The 13,796-nt window shown below is 64.5% G+C and carries 14 protein-coding genes; 2 read left to right on the top strand and 12 right to left on the bottom strand.

The features are described 5' to 3' along the window. Window positions 1-56 precede the first annotated feature (56 nt). Window positions 57-1,100, bottom strand: coding sequence for an LLM class flavin-dependent oxidoreductase (locus tag ACQ5BL_RS10035; protein ID WP_243809202.1), 1,044 nt, complete (start codon window positions 1,098-1,100; stop codon window positions 57-59). Window positions 1,101-1,198: 98 nt separating this feature from the next. Further along, complete coding sequence (locus ACQ5BL_RS10030; protein WP_243809203.1) at window positions 1,199-1,684, bottom strand: flavin reductase family protein; 486 nt, start codon at window positions 1,682-1,684, stop codon at window positions 1,199-1,201. Between the two features lie 334 nt (window positions 1,685-2,018). On the opposite strand from ACQ5BL_RS10030, the gene ACQ5BL_RS10025 reads away from it, so the two are divergent. Then, the gene (locus ACQ5BL_RS10025; RefSeq protein ID WP_243809204.1) at window positions 2,019-3,416 is read left to right on the top strand and encodes a purine-cytosine permease family protein; all 1,398 of its coding nucleotides are present in this window, start codon (window positions 2,019-2,021) and stop codon (window positions 3,414-3,416) included. 816 nt (window positions 3,417-4,232) lie between these two features. On the opposite strand, the gene ACQ5BL_RS10020 is transcribed toward ACQ5BL_RS10025, so the two are convergent. The 5 genes from ACQ5BL_RS10020 to ribBA form a co-directional block, all read right to left on the bottom strand. Continuing rightward, window positions 4,233-5,375 (bottom strand): ABC transporter ATP-binding protein, encoded by a 1,143-nt coding sequence (locus ACQ5BL_RS10020; protein WP_430293107.1) that lies wholly within the window; start codon window positions 5,373-5,375, stop codon window positions 4,233-4,235. A gap of 17 nt (window positions 5,376-5,392) precedes the next feature. Continuing rightward, complete coding sequence (locus ACQ5BL_RS10015; RefSeq protein ID WP_243809207.1) at window positions 5,393-6,202, bottom strand: ABC transporter permease; 810 nt, start codon at window positions 6,200-6,202, stop codon at window positions 5,393-5,395. Between the two features lie 3 nt (window positions 6,203-6,205). After that, window positions 6,206-7,147 (bottom strand): ABC transporter permease, encoded by a 942-nt coding sequence (locus tag ACQ5BL_RS10010; RefSeq protein WP_243809209.1) that lies wholly within the window; start codon window positions 7,145-7,147, stop codon window positions 6,206-6,208. Continuing rightward, window positions 7,132-8,157 carry a polyamine ABC transporter substrate-binding protein gene (locus ACQ5BL_RS10005; protein ID WP_243809211.1) on the bottom strand — a complete coding sequence of 342 codons (1,026 nt, stop codon included), beginning with the start codon at window positions 8,155-8,157 and terminating at the stop codon, window positions 7,132-7,134. Before ACQ5BL_RS10005 ends, ACQ5BL_RS10010 begins: the two co-directional genes overlap by 16 nt. A gap of 323 nt (window positions 8,158-8,480) precedes the next feature. After that, the gene (gene ribBA, locus ACQ5BL_RS10000; RefSeq protein ID WP_243809212.1) at window positions 8,481-9,590 is read right to left on the bottom strand and encodes a bifunctional 3,4-dihydroxy-2-butanone-4-phosphate synthase/GTP cyclohydrolase II; all 1,110 of its coding nucleotides are present in this window, start codon (window positions 9,588-9,590) and stop codon (window positions 8,481-8,483) included. A gap of 105 nt (window positions 9,591-9,695) precedes the next feature. Between ribBA and ACQ5BL_RS09995 the strand changes: the two genes are divergently transcribed. Beyond that, window positions 9,696-9,989: a DUF1330 domain-containing protein gene (locus tag ACQ5BL_RS09995; RefSeq protein ID WP_243809214.1), complete on the top strand. Its 294-nt coding sequence runs from the start codon at window positions 9,696-9,698 to the stop codon at window positions 9,987-9,989. A gap of 746 nt (window positions 9,990-10,735) precedes the next feature. Here the strand turns inward: ACQ5BL_RS09995 and ACQ5BL_RS09990 are convergent. From ACQ5BL_RS09990 to ACQ5BL_RS09970, 5 genes are all read right to left on the bottom strand, one after another. Further along, window positions 10,736-11,200, bottom strand: a complete 465-nt coding sequence (locus ACQ5BL_RS09990; protein ID WP_243808701.1) for an REP-associated tyrosine transposase — start codon at window positions 11,198-11,200, stop codon at window positions 10,736-10,738. Between the two features lie 152 nt (window positions 11,201-11,352). Further along, the gene (locus tag ACQ5BL_RS09985; RefSeq protein WP_243808702.1) at window positions 11,353-11,916 is read right to left on the bottom strand and encodes an NUDIX hydrolase; all 564 of its coding nucleotides are present in this window, start codon (window positions 11,914-11,916) and stop codon (window positions 11,353-11,355) included. A 4-nt stretch (window positions 11,917-11,920) separates the two neighbouring features. After that, a complete protein-coding gene (locus ACQ5BL_RS09980) occupies window positions 11,921-12,673 on the bottom strand; it encodes a GntR family transcriptional regulator (RefSeq protein WP_243808703.1) in 753 nt (250 codons plus the stop codon). Window positions 12,674-12,755: 82 nt separating this feature from the next. Next, complete coding sequence (locus ACQ5BL_RS09975) at window positions 12,756-13,145, bottom strand: carboxymuconolactone decarboxylase family protein (RefSeq protein ID WP_243808704.1); 390 nt, start codon at window positions 13,143-13,145, stop codon at window positions 12,756-12,758. Window positions 13,146-13,294: 149 nt separating this feature from the next. Continuing rightward, window positions 13,295-13,783 carry a flavin reductase family protein gene (locus ACQ5BL_RS09970; protein ID WP_243808705.1) on the bottom strand — a complete coding sequence of 163 codons (489 nt, stop codon included), beginning with the start codon at window positions 13,781-13,783 and terminating at the stop codon, window positions 13,295-13,297. Between the last annotated feature and the right edge of the window lie 13 nt (window positions 13,784-13,796).

Genomic DNA, 13,796 nt, shown 5'->3' with positions numbered 1-13,796 from the left:
GTTTGCCACAAATGCCAAGGGCGCCCGAAGGCGCCCTTGGTGTGAAGCGGCAGTGATCAGCGGAACGCCGGAATCACGTGCTGGATGAACAGCTCCAGCGACTTCTTCTTCTCGGCATGGGGCAGGCTGTTGTCCGCCCAGAAGCTGAACTCGTCGACGCCCAGTTCCTGGTAGTGGCGGATGCGCGCAATGATTTCTTCCGGGGTGCCGATCATGGTGTTCTTGCGGATGTTCTCCAGCTCGAACTCCGGACGGTCCTTGAACTTCTCCTCGGGGCTCGGCGGCAGGATACCGTTGACCGGGATCTGTTTGTTGCCGAACCAGGCATCGAAGGTGCGATAGAAGCGCGAGATGGCGGCGGCGCCGACCTTCCAGCCTTCCGGGTCGTCCGCGCTGTGTACGTGGGTGTGGCGCAGCACCATCAGTTGCGGACGCGGCACGCCGGGGTTGTTGGCCAGGGCGGCTTCGAACTTGTTCTTCAGGTCGACGACTTCCTCGTCGCCCTTCATCAGCGGGGTGACCATCACGTTGCAGCCGTTGGCCACGGCGAAGTTGTGCGAGTCCGGGTCGCGGGCGGCGATCCACATCGGCGGGGTCGGCTTCTGGATCGGGCGCGGCGAGGAGGTGGAGGTGGGGAACTTCCAGATCTCGCCGTCGTGGGCGACATCGCCCTGCCACAGCGCCTTGACCACCGGGACCATCTCGCGCAGGTACTTGCCGCCTTCGGAGGCGGGCATGCCATTGGCCATGCGGTCGAATTCGTACTGGTAGGCGCCGCGCGCCAGGCCCACTTCCATGCGGCCGTTGCTGATCACGTCGAGCAGCGCGCATTCGCCGGCAACGCGGATGGGGTTCCAGAACGGCGCGATGATGGTGCCGGCGCCCAGGCGGATGGTCTCGGTGCGGGCGGCCAGGTAGGCCAGCAGCGGCATCGGGCTGGGCGAGATGGTGTACTCCATGGCGTGGTGCTCACCGATCCACACGGTGCTGAAGCCACCCGCTTCGGCCATCAGCGTCAGCTCGGTCAGGTCCTCGAAGAGCTGGCGCTGGCTGGTTTGCTCGTCATAGCGCTCCATGTGCACGAACAAGGAGAATTTCATGGCGTTACCTCGGGGCGATTACTGCGGCCTTGGGGCCGGATAGTTCAATAATGGCCGCCTGGCCGGGAACCTGCCCGCCGGCGGGTCTCACGCAAGGTTCAGGCGAAGGCCTGCAAGGCGCCCATCTTGCCGCGGCAGTAGATCATCGGGATGACCTCCTGCTCGGGCACGATCAGGTTCTTCACAGCACCGACCAGGATGGCGTGGTCGCCACCTTCGTATTCACGCCACAGCTCGCATTCGATGATGGCGGTGGCGTTGTCCAGCAGCGGGTTGCCGCGCTCGCTCAGGGTCCAGTTGATGCCCTGGGCCTTGTCCTTGCCCTTGCTGGCGAAGGCATAGGCCTCGCCGCGCTGGTCGGCGGAGAGCAGGTGGATGGCGAAGTGCTTGCGGCGGATCAGCACCGGGTAGGAGTCGGAGCTGTAGTTGGGGCAGAACAGCACCAGCGCCGGGTCCATGGACAAAGAGCTGAAGGCACTCGCGGTGAGACCGACCACCTGGCCGTCGTCGTCCAGGGTGGTGATGACGGTGACGCCGGACGGGAAGGAACCCATGACGTGTTTGTAGGCAGCGTTGTCGATCATTGCGAGTACCTGTCTTGTGATCCGGTCATCGGGGGGTGACCGTTTCGTCTGATGGTATACCGTAATACTTCGAAAGCAAGCCCTTTCTTTTCCCGATGGATGGGCGGAGGTTTCTCGATGATCGGCTGTAGGCCTTTGATTACGGGGCTTTCAGCATTCAAGAGGGTTCCTGGTGGAGGCTTCGCCAGCGGCCATTCGACCAACGGTTAGGCGAAAATCGCTTGCCTGGTATTTGGAATACCATAATATTGGGCGCGCTGCCGGATAGCCGACTCTGCCCGTTTCAAGGCGCCGGATGGCCAGACCTACAAAGACAATAAGCAAGGCAAAAACGATGTCCGAGACTCCGCTGATCGAGAACCATACCGTCGATTACGTGCCGCCGGCCGAGCGCCATGGGCGGTCCCGCGATCTGTTCACGCTGTGGTTCAGCACCAACATCGCACCGCTGCCGGTGGTCACCGGCGCGATGGCGGTCCAGGTGTTCCACCTCGACCTGCTCTGGGGGCTGATTGCCATTGTCCTGGGCCACATGTTCGGTGGCGTGTTCCTCGCCCTGGCGTCGGCGCAGGGGCCGCAGATGGGCATCCCGCAGATGGTCCAGAGCCGGGGCCAGTTCGGCCGCTACGGCGCCTTGCTGATCGTCTTCTTCACCGCGCTGATCTACGTCGGCTTCTTCATTTCCAACATCGTCCTGGCGGGCGAGTCGATCCAGGGTCTGGTGCCTTCGACCCCGACACCGCTGGCGATCATCCTCGGCGCGCTGGGCGCCACCGCCATCGGCGTGATCGGCTACCGTTTCATCCACACCCTCAACCGCATCGGCACCTGGGTGATGGGCGGCGCGCTGCTGGTGGGCTTCGCCATCATGTTCGGCGGCGAGCTGCCGGCGGACTTCTTCTCCCGCGGCGCCTTCAACCTGTCGGGCTTCCTGGCCACGATGTGCCTGGGGATCATCTGGCAGATCAGCTTCGCCCCCTACACCTCGGACTACTCGCGCTACCTGCCGGCCAGCGTCGGCATCGGCAAGCCGTTCCTGGCGACCTTCGCCGGTGCGGTGGCGGGCACCAGCCTGTCGTTCAGCTTCGGCGCCGTCGCCGTGCTGGCCACTCCGGAAGGCACCGAGGCGATGGTCGCGGTGAAGCAGGCCACCGGCATGTTCGGCCCGGTGCTGATGCTGCTGTTCCTGCTCAACATCATCAGCCACAACGCGCTGAACCTGTACGGCGCGGTGCTCTCCATCGTCACCTCGATCCAGACCTTTGCCGGCAGCTGGACGCCCAGTGTGCGGGTGCGGGTGGTGCTGTCGTCGGTGGTGCTGGCGGGCAGCTGCGTGATGGCGCTGGGGGCTTCGGCCAATTTCATCTCCCACTTCATCGGCCTGATCCTGGCGATGCTGGTGGTGCTGGTGCCCTGGGCGTCGATCAATCTGGTCGATTTCTACCTGATCAAGCGCGGGCGCTATGACATCCAGTCGATCTTCCGTCGTGACGGTGGTGTGTACGGGCGCTTCAATCCGCACGCGATCATTGCCTACTTCCTCGGCATCATCGTGCAGTTGCCGTTTGCCAATACGGCGCTGTTCGTCGGGCCCTATGCCAATTACATCGATGGGGTGGACCTGTCGTGGCTGGTCGGCCTGCTGGTGATCTGCCCGCTGTACTACTGCCTGGCGACTCGCGGCCAGGCGCGCGAGATGAGCCAGCCGGTGGGGCTTGGGATCGCGGAATAAGTTTTTCGTTTTCGTCTTTACACTCTCTGCCCCGCCGGGATTCGGTGGGGCTTTTTTTTTGCCTGCGAGAAGGGGGCTCTTTGTAGGAGCGAGCTTGCTCGCGAACCGCAGGTCACCGAGGTTTTGGCATGGACTGAAATGCTGATCGCGGGCATGGGCTAGGCGCCCCCGCAGCTCCTACACGAGCCGCTCTGGACTCAACCTGTAGGAGCGGACCTTGTCCGCGAAATCCATCGCGGACGGCTCGGTTCCAGCAGGGGAATACCGACGTATCCCGCCTACGTAGGAGCGGACTTCGTCCGCGATGCTTTTCGTAGGGCGCATAACGCTTCGAGCGTTATCCGCCGTATTGGGGGCAGGTGTTTCCGCGTCGTTTCGGAGTGATTGGATGCTTTTTGTTTCGCCCCCCAGGGGCGCGCTTCGCCGGACTCTCGGCGCGTCTGGGATTGCAGGTCCGTCGTAGGATGGCGTGGAGCGAAGCGATACCCATCACGGCGGATAACGCTGCGCGTTATTCGCCCTACGGGTGTTCATCCGGCAGCACAGGCGCAATAGCAAGCCTTCGCGGACAAGGTCCGCTCCTACAGGGTGAGTCCGGAGCTGCTTTTGTAAGAGCTGCGGGGGCGCCTAGCCCATGCCCGCGATCAGCGTTTCAGTCCATGCCAAAACCTCGGCGAAGTGCGGTTCGCGAGCAAGCTCGCTCCTACAGTTTCGGCACATGAGCATGGCGGCGAACCCGAAAACGCCAGCCCAAAAAAATCCCCCGGCTCCACGAAGGAAACCGGGGGGTTCAAGGGATAGCTTTTCAGTCGTGGATCAGTGCGCGCCCTTGGTCAGGTCGCCCTCGTTCCACTGGTCATACACGCAGGCATCGGCAGCCGCCCAGCGCACGCGGACTTCGCTGCCGGGGGCCAGTGGCTGGGTGTTGCCGGAGAGTTCCTTCAGCGTCAGGCTCGCGCCGCTGGCGGTGACTACGCTGCAGGTCAGGCTCTCGCCGAGGAACACGGTCTCGGCGACCTTCGCCGGGATTTCGTTCCAGCCCGCAGCCAGCGGCGTGGCGGCGGCCTGGGCTGGGCTCAGCACCTGGGCTTTCTCCGGGCGCACCATCAGCAGGATGTCCTGGCCTTCGCGCAGGTTTGCGGTCGGGCGGATGGCCAGCGCGCGGCCCTCGAACTCCGCTGCGGCGTTGCCGTGGGCACGGGCGCGTAGGAAGTTGGAGTTGCCGAGGAAGGACGCCCCGAAGGCATTCGGCGGGTTCTGGTAGAGGTCGTAGCCGCTGCCCAGGCCGACGATCTTGCCGTGGCTGAAGATGGCGATGCGCTGGGACAGGCGCATTGCTTCTTCCTGGTCGTGGGTCACGTAGACGATGGTGATGCCCAGGCGGCGGTGCAGGTGGCGCAGTTCGTCCTGCAGGTCTTCGCGCAGTTTCTTGTCCAGCGCGCCGAGGGGTTCGTCCATCAGCAGGATGCGCGGTTCGTAGACCAGCGCGCGGGCGATGGCGACGCGTTGCTGCTGGCCGCCGGAGAGTTGCGCCGGGCGGCGATGGGCGAACTTGTCCAGCTGCACCAGCTTGAGCATGGCGTCGACGCGGCGCTCGCGCTCGGTGCCCTTCTGCTTGCGGATGTCCAGCGGGAAGCCGATGTTGTCGCGCACCGACAGGTGCGGGAACAGCGAGTAGCGCTGGAACACCATGCCGATGTCGCGCTTGTGCGGCGGCACGTTCACCAGCGACTGGCCTTCCACCAGGATCTCGCCGCTGCTGGGCGTCTCGAAGCCGGCCAGCATGGACAGCGTGGTGCTCTTGCCCGAGCCGCTGGAGCCTAGGAAGGTGAGAAACTCGCCGTCCTGGATGTCGAGGGAGATGTCGTCCACGGCGGTGAAGTCGCCGTAGTGCTTGTTCAGGTTGCGCAGGCTGACCAGGGTCTTCTGCTCGCGGGATTCTTGGATCACGGCACTCATGGCATTTACCTCGGCGCTCAGGCGCTGATTTCGTTGCGCCGGCGCAGGGCGGCGGCGATCACCATCACCAGGACGGACAGGCCGATCAGCAGCGTCGAAGCGACGGCGATCACCGGGGTCAGGTCCTGGCGCAGGGTGGTCCACATTTTCACGGGCAGGGTCTGCAGGGTCGGGCTGGCCATCATCACGCTCAGCACCACCTCATCCCAGGAGACCAGGAAGGCGAACAGCGCGCCGGCGACCATGCCGGGGCGGATCGCCGGGAAGGTCACCTTCATCACCGCCTGCAGGCGCGACGCGCCGCAGATGACCGCGGCGTCCTCGATGGACTGGTCGAACAGCTTCAGCGAGTTGATGATCGAGATGATGGTGAACGGCAGCGCCACGATGACGTGGCTGACCACGAAGGAGAACAGCGTGCCGGTATAGCCGAGCTTGAGGAACAGCGCGTACACCGCCACCGCGATGATCACCAGCGGCACGATCATCGGCAGGGTGAACAGCCCGTAGAGCATCTCCCGGCCGGGGAACTTGCCGCGCACCAGGGCGAACGCGGTGGGCAGGCCCAGGGCCACCGAGCAGATCGTGGTGAGTATCGCCACCTTCAGACTGGTGAATGCCGCACTCATCCATTCGGGGTTGGAGAAGAACTGGCCGTACCACTTCAGCGTCCATCCCGGCGGCGGGAACACCAGCCACTGCGAGGAGCCGAAGGACAGCAGCACGATGAACACGATGGGCAGCAGCAGGAAGGCCGCGATGGTCCCGGTCGTGAGGTAGAGGCCGACGCGCATGCGCCGGCTCATGGCATTGGGTGAGAGCAGCATGGCTTACCTCGCGTTACTGGAAGCCACCGGGGATTCCGGCTGCAGCTTCAGGTAGAGGTAGAACAGCACCAGGGTGATGACGATCAGCAGCGCGGCGGCGGCGCTGGCCAGGCCCCAGTTGAGGAAGGATTGCACCTGCTGGACGATGAACTCCGGCAGCATCATGTTCTGCGCCCCGCCCAGCAGGGCCGGGGTGACGTAGTAGCCCAGGGACATGACGAAGACCATCAGGCCGCCGGAGAACAGCCCCGGCCGGCACAGTGGCAGGAATACCCGGAAGAAGTTGGTCCAGGGGCTGGCGCCGCAGATCGAGCCGGCCTGCAGCACCATCGGGTCGATGGCGGCCATGGTGGCCTGCAGCGGCAGCACGATGAACGGGATCATGATGTAGCTCATGCCAATCACTACGCCGGTGAGGTTGTGCACCAGCTCCAGCGGCTGGTCGATGATGCCCAACGCCATCAGGGTCTTGTTGATCACCCCCGAGGCCTGCAGCAACACCAGCCAGGAGTAGGTGCGCGCCAGCAGGCTGGTCCACATCGACAGCAGCACGATGTTCAGCAGCATGCGGCCCCAGCCGCGCGGCACCAGGGTGATCGCCCAGGCCAGCGGGAAGCCCAGCAGCAGGCTGATCAGGGTGACCAGCGCGCCGACGGCGAAGGTGTTGAACAGTACCCGCGAGTAGGCCGAGTTCGCGAACAGCTGGGCATAGTTCTCCAGGCCCGGCGTGGGTTCGAGCACGCCGCGCAGCAGCAGCCCGATCAGCGGGGCGAGGAAGAACAGGCCGAGGAACAGCAGCGCCGGCAGCAGGTTGCGGAAACCACGCCAGCGGTGCGTGAGCGCTTCATCCTGTCGGGCCGTCGGGGTGGCGGAGCCGGCGGCGCTGGATGCGCCTCCGGCGGCCCGGCCCGGCTGCATCACAGCCATTTTCACTTGACCAGCCATTCGTTCCACCGTGCGGCGATCGTCGGGCCGTTCTTCGCCCAGTAGCCGTAATCGAGGGTGATCTGTTCCTGCGCGTAGGCGGTGGGCAGGTTCGGCGCCAGGTCAGACTTGAGCAGGCTGACGCTGTCCAGGTTCACCGGGGCGTAGGCGGTCAGGTTGGCGAAGTCGGCCTGGCCCTTGGCGCTGCTGGCGTTGGCCAGGAATTTCATCGCCGCGTCCTTGTTCTTGGCGCCCTTGGGCACCACGAGGAAGTCGGCCATGACCAGGTTCTGCTTCCAGCTCACGCCCACCGGTGCGCCGTCCTGCTGCAGGGCATAGATGCGGCCGTTCCAGAACTGACCGAGGGTCGCCTCACCGGAGGCCAGCAGTTGCTGCGATTGCGCGCCGCCGCCCCACCAGACGATGTCCTTCTTGATGGTGTCGAGCTTCTTGAAGGCGCGGTCGAGGTCCAGCGGGTAGAGCTTGTCCTTGGGCACGCCGTCGGCCAGCAGGGCGAGTTCCAGCACGCCGGGGCTCGGCCATTTGTACAGCGCACGCTTGCCCGGGTAGGTGGCGGTGTCGAACAGCGCCGACCAGTCCTGCGGCTGCTTGCCGCCGACCTTGCCCTGGTTGTAGCCGAGCACGAAGGAGAAATAGAACGAGCCGACGCCGTGGTCGGAGACGAAGCGCGGGTCGATGCGGTCGCGCTTGATGGTGTTGAAGTCCAGGGGCTCCAGCAGGCCCTCGGCGGCGGCGCGCAGGGCGAAGTCGGCTTCGACGTCGACCACGTCCCACTGGACGTTGCCGCTCTCGACCATGGCCTTGAGCTTGCCGTAGTCGGTGGGGCCGTCCTGAACCACCTGGACGCCGGTGGATTTGCTGAAGGAGTCGGCCCAGGCCTGCTTCTGTGCATCCTGGGTTGTGCCACCCCAGCTGACGAAGCTGAGGCTGTCGGCGCCGAAGGCAGCGGTGCCGGTTGCGCCCAGGACTGCAGCGGCCAGGACCGCGATCACACGTTTCTTGAACACCATCTTGCTTGCCCTCGTTGTTGTGTTTGTTAACAGCGGCCTTCGTGGACCGCTTGTCTGGAGCAGGTAGCCGTAGCGTTTTCAGGCAGCGGCGGTAGGTGCGCTGACCGGCAGGAAAAAGTAAGGCCTACGGAATGTCATATTATGGTATTCCAAACTTTCCGCAAGTCCTCGGCGACACCGGCCATCGTGGCAGCGAAGTTCGGGTGGAGCCCGCGTCTCTCCTCGTGTTGCCCAGGTTGTTGATTGAAAAAGGAAAAGTTTTTCGCGGCGCACCGTGCTGGAAATTTCTGGCGAAGCGCCAGCACGGCGAGCGGACGAACGGATCAGCCTTCGAAAGGCAGCGTCTCCACCACTTCCAGGTCGTAGCCGGTGAGGCCGGCGTACTTCAGCGGCGCACCCAGGTGGCGGATCTTGCCCACGCCGAGGTCCTGGAGAATCTGCGCGCCGGTGCCGACCTCGGAATAGATGCGCGATTGCGAGCGGGTGAACTGCCGTGGCGCCTGGGTCAGCTGCGGCACACGGGCCAGCAGCGCCTGGGAGGATTCGTTGTTGGCCAGCACCACGACCACTCCGTGGCCGACTTCGGCGACCTTCTGCAGGGCGGCCCACAGGGTCCAGTTCTTCGGTCCGGTGTACTCGGCGCCGACCAGGTCGCGCAGCGGATCGATCACGTGCACGCGCACCAGGGTCGGGGCTTCGCGTTTGATGTCGCCCATCACCATGGCCATGTGCACGCCGCCTTCGATGCGGTCCTCGTAGGTGACCAGGCGGAAGGTGCCGTGCACGGTGGGCAGCTCGCTCTCGCCGATGCGCGCGACGGTGTGCTCGTTGCTCAGGCGGTAGTGGATCAGGTCGGCGATGGTGCCGATGCGGATGCCGTGGCGCTTGGCGAAGACTTCCAGGTCCGGGCGGCGGGCCATGCTGCCGTCGTCGTTCATCACCTCGACGATGACCGAGGCCGGCGTCATCCCGGCCAGGCGCGCCAGGTCGCAGCCCGCTTCGGTGTGGCCGGCGCGGGTCAGCACGCCGCCTTCGCGGGCGCGCAGGGGAAAGATGTGGCCGGGCTGCACCAGGTCTTCGGCGCGGGCGCCGGGCGCCACGGCGGTGAGCACGGTGTGCGAGCGGTCGGCGGCGGAGATGCCGGTGGAGACGCCGGTGGCGGCCTCGATGGACACGGTGAAAGCGGTGGAATAGACGCTGCCGTTGGCTGGCACCATCTGTTCGAGTCCCAGGCGGGCGCAGTGCTCGTCGGTCAGCGTCAGGCAGATCAGCCCGCGCGCCTCGCGGGCCATGAAATTGATGGCCTCCGGCGTGCAGCGCTCGGCGGCGAGCAGCAGGTCGCCTTCGTTCTCGCGGTCTTCGTCGTCGACCAGGAGCACCATCTTGCCCTGGCGATAGTCTTCGATGATGTCTTCGATGCGGTCGAACGGCATGGTGCGGTACTCGGCTGGATCATTGAGGTGGTATTCTGGTATACCATAATACCTATATCATCCGAAACAGGACTCGTCCTGGCAACCCGAGCAGCAGAGGTCAGCATGAAGGCTTACTGGATCGCCCACGTCGACATCACCGATCCCGAGCAGTACAGCGAATACACCCGCCGCGCTCCGACGGCCTTCGCCAGGTACGGTGGCAAATTCCTCGCCCGCGGCGGGCGCGCCGAGGCGCTGGAGGGCAGGGCTACTCCTCAGCGTAGCGTGGTGATCGAGTTCGATTCCTTCGAGCAGGCGGTGGCCTGCTACCGCTCGGCGGAATACCAGGACGCCTGCGCGCACCGGCAGGGCGTGGCGAAGGCGGAGATTGTCATCGTGGAGGGATTCGAGGGCTGACTGCATGGCTCCCCGTAGGAGCGGGCCATGCCCGCGATTCGCGCGCATGGCGCGCTCCTACGTTTGAGTCCGGCTGGGAGTTGCGCCAGTCATTGCGGGCTTCCAAGAAGGCGGATCGGCGTCTTCCGGAATGCCGCGGCTAATCCTGTAGGAGCGGGCCATGCCCGCGATTCGCGCGCATGGCGCGCTCCTACGTTTGAGTCCGGCTGGGAGTTGCACCAGTCATTGCGGGCTTCCAAGAAGGCGGATCGGCGTCTTCCGGAATGCCGCGGCTAATCCTGTAGGAGCGGGCCATGCCCGCGATTCGCGCGCATGGCGCGCTCCTACGTTTGAGTCCGGCTGGGAGTTGCACCAGTCATTGCGGGCTTCCAAGAAGGCGGATCGGCGTCTTCCGGAATGCCGCGGCTAATCCTGTAGGAGCGGGCCATGCCCGCGATTCGCGCGCATGGCGCGCTCCTACGTTTGAGTCCGGCTGGGAGTTGTGCCAGTCATTGCGGGGCTTCCAAGAAGGCGGATCGGCGTCTTCCGGAATGCCGCGGCTAATTCTGTAGGAGCGGGCCATGCCCGCGATTCGCGCGCATGGCGCGCTCCTACGTTTGAGTCCGGCTGGGAGTTGCACCAGTCATTGCGGGCTTCCAAGAAGGCGGATCGGCGTCTTCCGGAATGCCGCGGCTAATTCTGTAGGAGCTGGCCATGCCCGCGATCGCGCGATGGCGCGCTCCTACAGTGGAAGATTTGTGTCGGATTCAGAGCCAGGTTGCGTTCCAGAACGGATAGTCGCCGACGCTTCGAACCAGTCCTGCCCGGATGGGATTCGCCACCAGGTATCGAGCAATTGCACGCAGGTCTTCCTCTCGTCTCAGCGCCCGATCATGAAACGCTGACGCCCATAATGGGCCGCGTCTGCCCAAGCTGCGATTGGCCAATCTCGCACTGGCCGATTTCAATCGGTTCACCAGTGATTCCAGGTGCGGGTCTGGGCCCAGTTGAATCAACCAATGCACATGGTCGGGCATCAGTACCCATGCCAGCATGCGGCATCCGTTCAGCAGTTCCTGATCTTCAAAGCAGCGAGCAGCCGCGCAGCCGGCTGCGAAGTCGGAAAAGAAGAATTGCCGCTTTTGAGTGATCGAGGTGATCAGGTAGGCGGTGTGAGGTAGGGATACGCGACCTTTGCGCAAAGCCACGTGTCCGGGGGAGTGCAGATCCATGGCCGATCCTCGCAGTGGACGGATCGACTATCGCGGGCGTGGCCCGCTCCTACGAGGGGAAATGACTGGCAGGTAACGTGGACGTTTCAGAGCCAATTGTAGGAGCAGGCCTGTGCCGGCGAATCGCGCGCATGGCGCGCTCCTACAGGGGCTTAGCGAATGAAATGCACCTTGCCGGTGTCATCGTTGCCCATGTAGATGCCGTACACCCCCGCCTGCCGTTCCTCGATATAGCGTTCGAGAATCTGCCGGATCGCCGGGTAGTAGATGCAGTCCCAGGGAATGTCCTCCGGCGCGAAGAATTTCACCTGTAGGGACTCCGGCCCATGTTCGCCGGTTTCCTCGATCACGCTGGCGCGGAAGATGATGTAGACCTCGCTGATCTTCGGCACGCTGAAGATGGAGTAGGGCGAGACAATGTCGGCGCGCACACCGGTCTCTTCCCAGACCTCGCGCAGGGCCGCCTGCTCGGTGGTCTCGCCGTTTTCCATGAAGCCGGCCGGCAGCGTCCAGGTGCCCGGACGCGGCGGGATGGCGCGCTGGCAGAGGAGGTACTTGCCGTCGCGCTCGACGATGCAGCCGGCGATGACCTTGGGGTTCTCGTAGTGGATGTAGCCGCAGCCCGCGCAGGTGAGGCGCTCATGGGTGTCCCCCGGCGGGCACTGGCGGCTCAGGCCGCCACCGCCGCAGGCGGGACAGAAGCGCGGGGCGGCCATGGCGTCAGCGCCCGATGCGCGGCTCTTTGAGCGCGATGGGGGTGGCGATGTCGCGAACGCTGCCTTCGCCATCCTGCTTGGAGCGCAGGTAATCCAGGGCGACCTTGGCCGCGGCGCGGACGTGATCGACCGAGGCCTGGTGAGCCGCGACCGGGTCGCCGCTCTTGATTGCCTCGACCATGCGCTCCATTTCCTGATTGCTGGCGCTGCGGCGGTTTTCCTGCGAGACCGAGGTGGCGCGCAGGTAGCTGATGCGCGCCTGCAACTGGCGCAGCTGGGTGGCGGCGATGTGGTTGCCGGAGCCTTCAAGCAGCACGTCGTAGAAGCCCTGCACCGACTCGATCACCTGCTGCAGTTCGCCCTCTTCAAGGGCCTTGCGGTTTTCCTCCAGCGCGCGCTCCAGATTACGGATGTCGCGGGCCTTGGCGTTGAGGGTGAAGAGCTGGACGATCAGGCCTTCGAGCACGCAGCGCAGCTCGTAGATGTCGACGGCGTCTTCCAGGGTGATGATGGCGACACGCGGCCCCTTGGCGTCGGCGAATTCCACCAGACCCTCGGACTCCAGGTGACGCAGCGCCTCGCGCACGGAGGTGCGGCTGACGCCCAGGCGGTCGCAGAGGTCGCGCTCCACCAGGCGGTCGCCCGGCAGCAGCTGGAAATTCAGGATGGCGCCGCGCAGCTTGTCGAGGACGATTTCGCGCAGGGTGACGGGGTTGCGATTGACCTTGAAGCTATCGTCGAGTGGCAAGCGTTTCATGGGGTCCGCTCTGTGTTCTGGCTGTCCGTAGGAAGAACGATGGAGCACGCGCAGGGGCTCCATCGTCAAGTAGGGTCAGCAATCAACCACGTTCCTCGGCGTCGGCCTCGGCGAAGGCTTCGCGGGCGAGGCGGAAACTGTCCACCGCCGCGGGCACTCCGCAATAGATGCCAACCTGCAGGAGTATCTCGCGGATCTGCTCGCGGGAAAGACCGTTACGCAGGGCGCCGCGTACGTGCAGCTTGAGTTCGTGAGGGCGGTTGAGTGCCGAAATCATCGCCAAGTTTATCATGCTGCGTTCCTTGAGCGATAAGCCGTCCCGGCCCCAGACGTGGCCCCAGCAGTACTCGGTGACCAGCTCCTGCAGGGGGCGGGTGAAGTCGTCGGCGTTCTGGATCGACTTGTTCACGTAGGCCTCGCCCAGCACTTGGGTGCGGATGGCCAGGCCTTTTTCGTATTTCTCGTTGCTCATCGGTAACTCCTCGTTCCGTTGTAGGAGCGGGCCATGCCCGCGATCGCGCGCATGGCGCGCTCCTACAAGGTGCAACTTGGTCCGTCAGCAGGGGCGGACACATAAAAAAGGCCGCTGCCGAGGCTGACGGCGAGCGGCCTTGGAAAGCGTTAGCTGGCTATCTCCGGCAGTGCGCCGAGCTTGCCCCGGTGATAGACCATCGGCACCACTTCCTGCTCCGGCAGGATCAGGTTCTTCACCGCACCGACGATGATCGCGTGGTCGCCGCCGTCGTACTCGCGCCACAGCTCGCATTCGATGATCGCGGTGGCCTTTTTCAGCAGCGGATTGCCCAGTGCGCTCAAGTGCCACTCGATGCCCTTGGCCTTGTCCTTGCCCTTCTTGGCGAAGGCGTAGGCCTCCGCCTGCTGGTCGGAACACAACAGGTGGATAGCGAACTGCTTGCTGTCGCGCAGGATCGGGTAGGTGTCCGAGGCGTAGTTGGGGCAGAACAGCACCAGCGCCGGATCGATCGACAGCGCGCTGAATGCGCTGGCGGTGATACCGACGATTTCGCCGTTAGTGTCCAGGGTGGTGACCACGGTGACACCGGACGGGAAGGAGCCCATCACTTCTTTATAGATGCCGGGTTCGATCATCTCATCGCTCCTC

It is taken from the genome of Pseudomonas sp. B1-22 (genome assembly GCF_050474425.1).
Taxonomy (GTDB): domain Bacteria; phylum Pseudomonadota; class Gammaproteobacteria; order Pseudomonadales; family Pseudomonadaceae; genus Pseudomonas.
Note: the sequence above shows the minus strand (reverse complement) of the source record. Positions and strands in the feature narration are given on the sequence as shown.

Coding starts and splice junctions, on each gene's coding strand:
- ACQ5BL_RS10035 (WP_243809202.1), bottom strand. CDS start 1,100: ATGAAATTCTCCTTGTTCGTGCACATGGAGCGCTATGACGAGCAAACC.
- ACQ5BL_RS10030 (WP_243809203.1), bottom strand. CDS start 1,684: ATGATCGACAACGCTGCCTACAAACACGTCATGGGTTCCTTCCCGTCC.
- ACQ5BL_RS10025 (WP_243809204.1), top strand. CDS start 2,019: ATGTCCGAGACTCCGCTGATCGAGAACCATACCGTCGATTACGTGCCG.
- ACQ5BL_RS10020 (WP_430293107.1), bottom strand. CDS start 5,375: ATGAGTGCCGTGATCCAAGAATCCCGCGAGCAGAAGACCCTGGTCAGC.
- ACQ5BL_RS10015 (WP_243809207.1), bottom strand. CDS start 6,202: ATGCTGCTCTCACCCAATGCCATGAGCCGGCGCATGCGCGTCGGCCTC.
- ACQ5BL_RS10010 (WP_243809209.1), bottom strand. CDS start 7,147: ATGGCTGGTCAAGTGAAAATGGCTGTGATGCAGCCGGGCCGGGCCGCC.
- ACQ5BL_RS10005 (WP_243809211.1), bottom strand. CDS start 8,157: ATGGTGTTCAAGAAACGTGTGATCGCGGTCCTGGCCGCTGCAGTCCTG.
- ribBA (WP_243809212.1), bottom strand. CDS start 9,590: ATGCCGTTCGACCGCATCGAAGACATCATCGAAGACTATCGCCAGGGC.
- ACQ5BL_RS09995 (WP_243809214.1), top strand. CDS start 9,696: ATGAAGGCTTACTGGATCGCCCACGTCGACATCACCGATCCCGAGCAG.
- ACQ5BL_RS09990 (WP_243808701.1), bottom strand. CDS start 11,200: ATGGATCTGCACTCCCCCGGACACGTGGCTTTGCGCAAAGGTCGCGTA.
- ACQ5BL_RS09985 (WP_243808702.1), bottom strand. CDS start 11,916: ATGGCCGCCCCGCGCTTCTGTCCCGCCTGCGGCGGTGGCGGCCTGAGC.
- ACQ5BL_RS09980 (WP_243808703.1), bottom strand. CDS start 12,673: ATGAAACGCTTGCCACTCGACGATAGCTTCAAGGTCAATCGCAACCCC.
- ACQ5BL_RS09975 (WP_243808704.1), bottom strand. CDS start 13,145: ATGAGCAACGAGAAATACGAAAAAGGCCTGGCCATCCGCACCCAAGTG.
- ACQ5BL_RS09970 (WP_243808705.1), bottom strand. CDS start 13,783: ATGATCGAACCCGGCATCTATAAAGAAGTGATGGGCTCCTTCCCGTCC.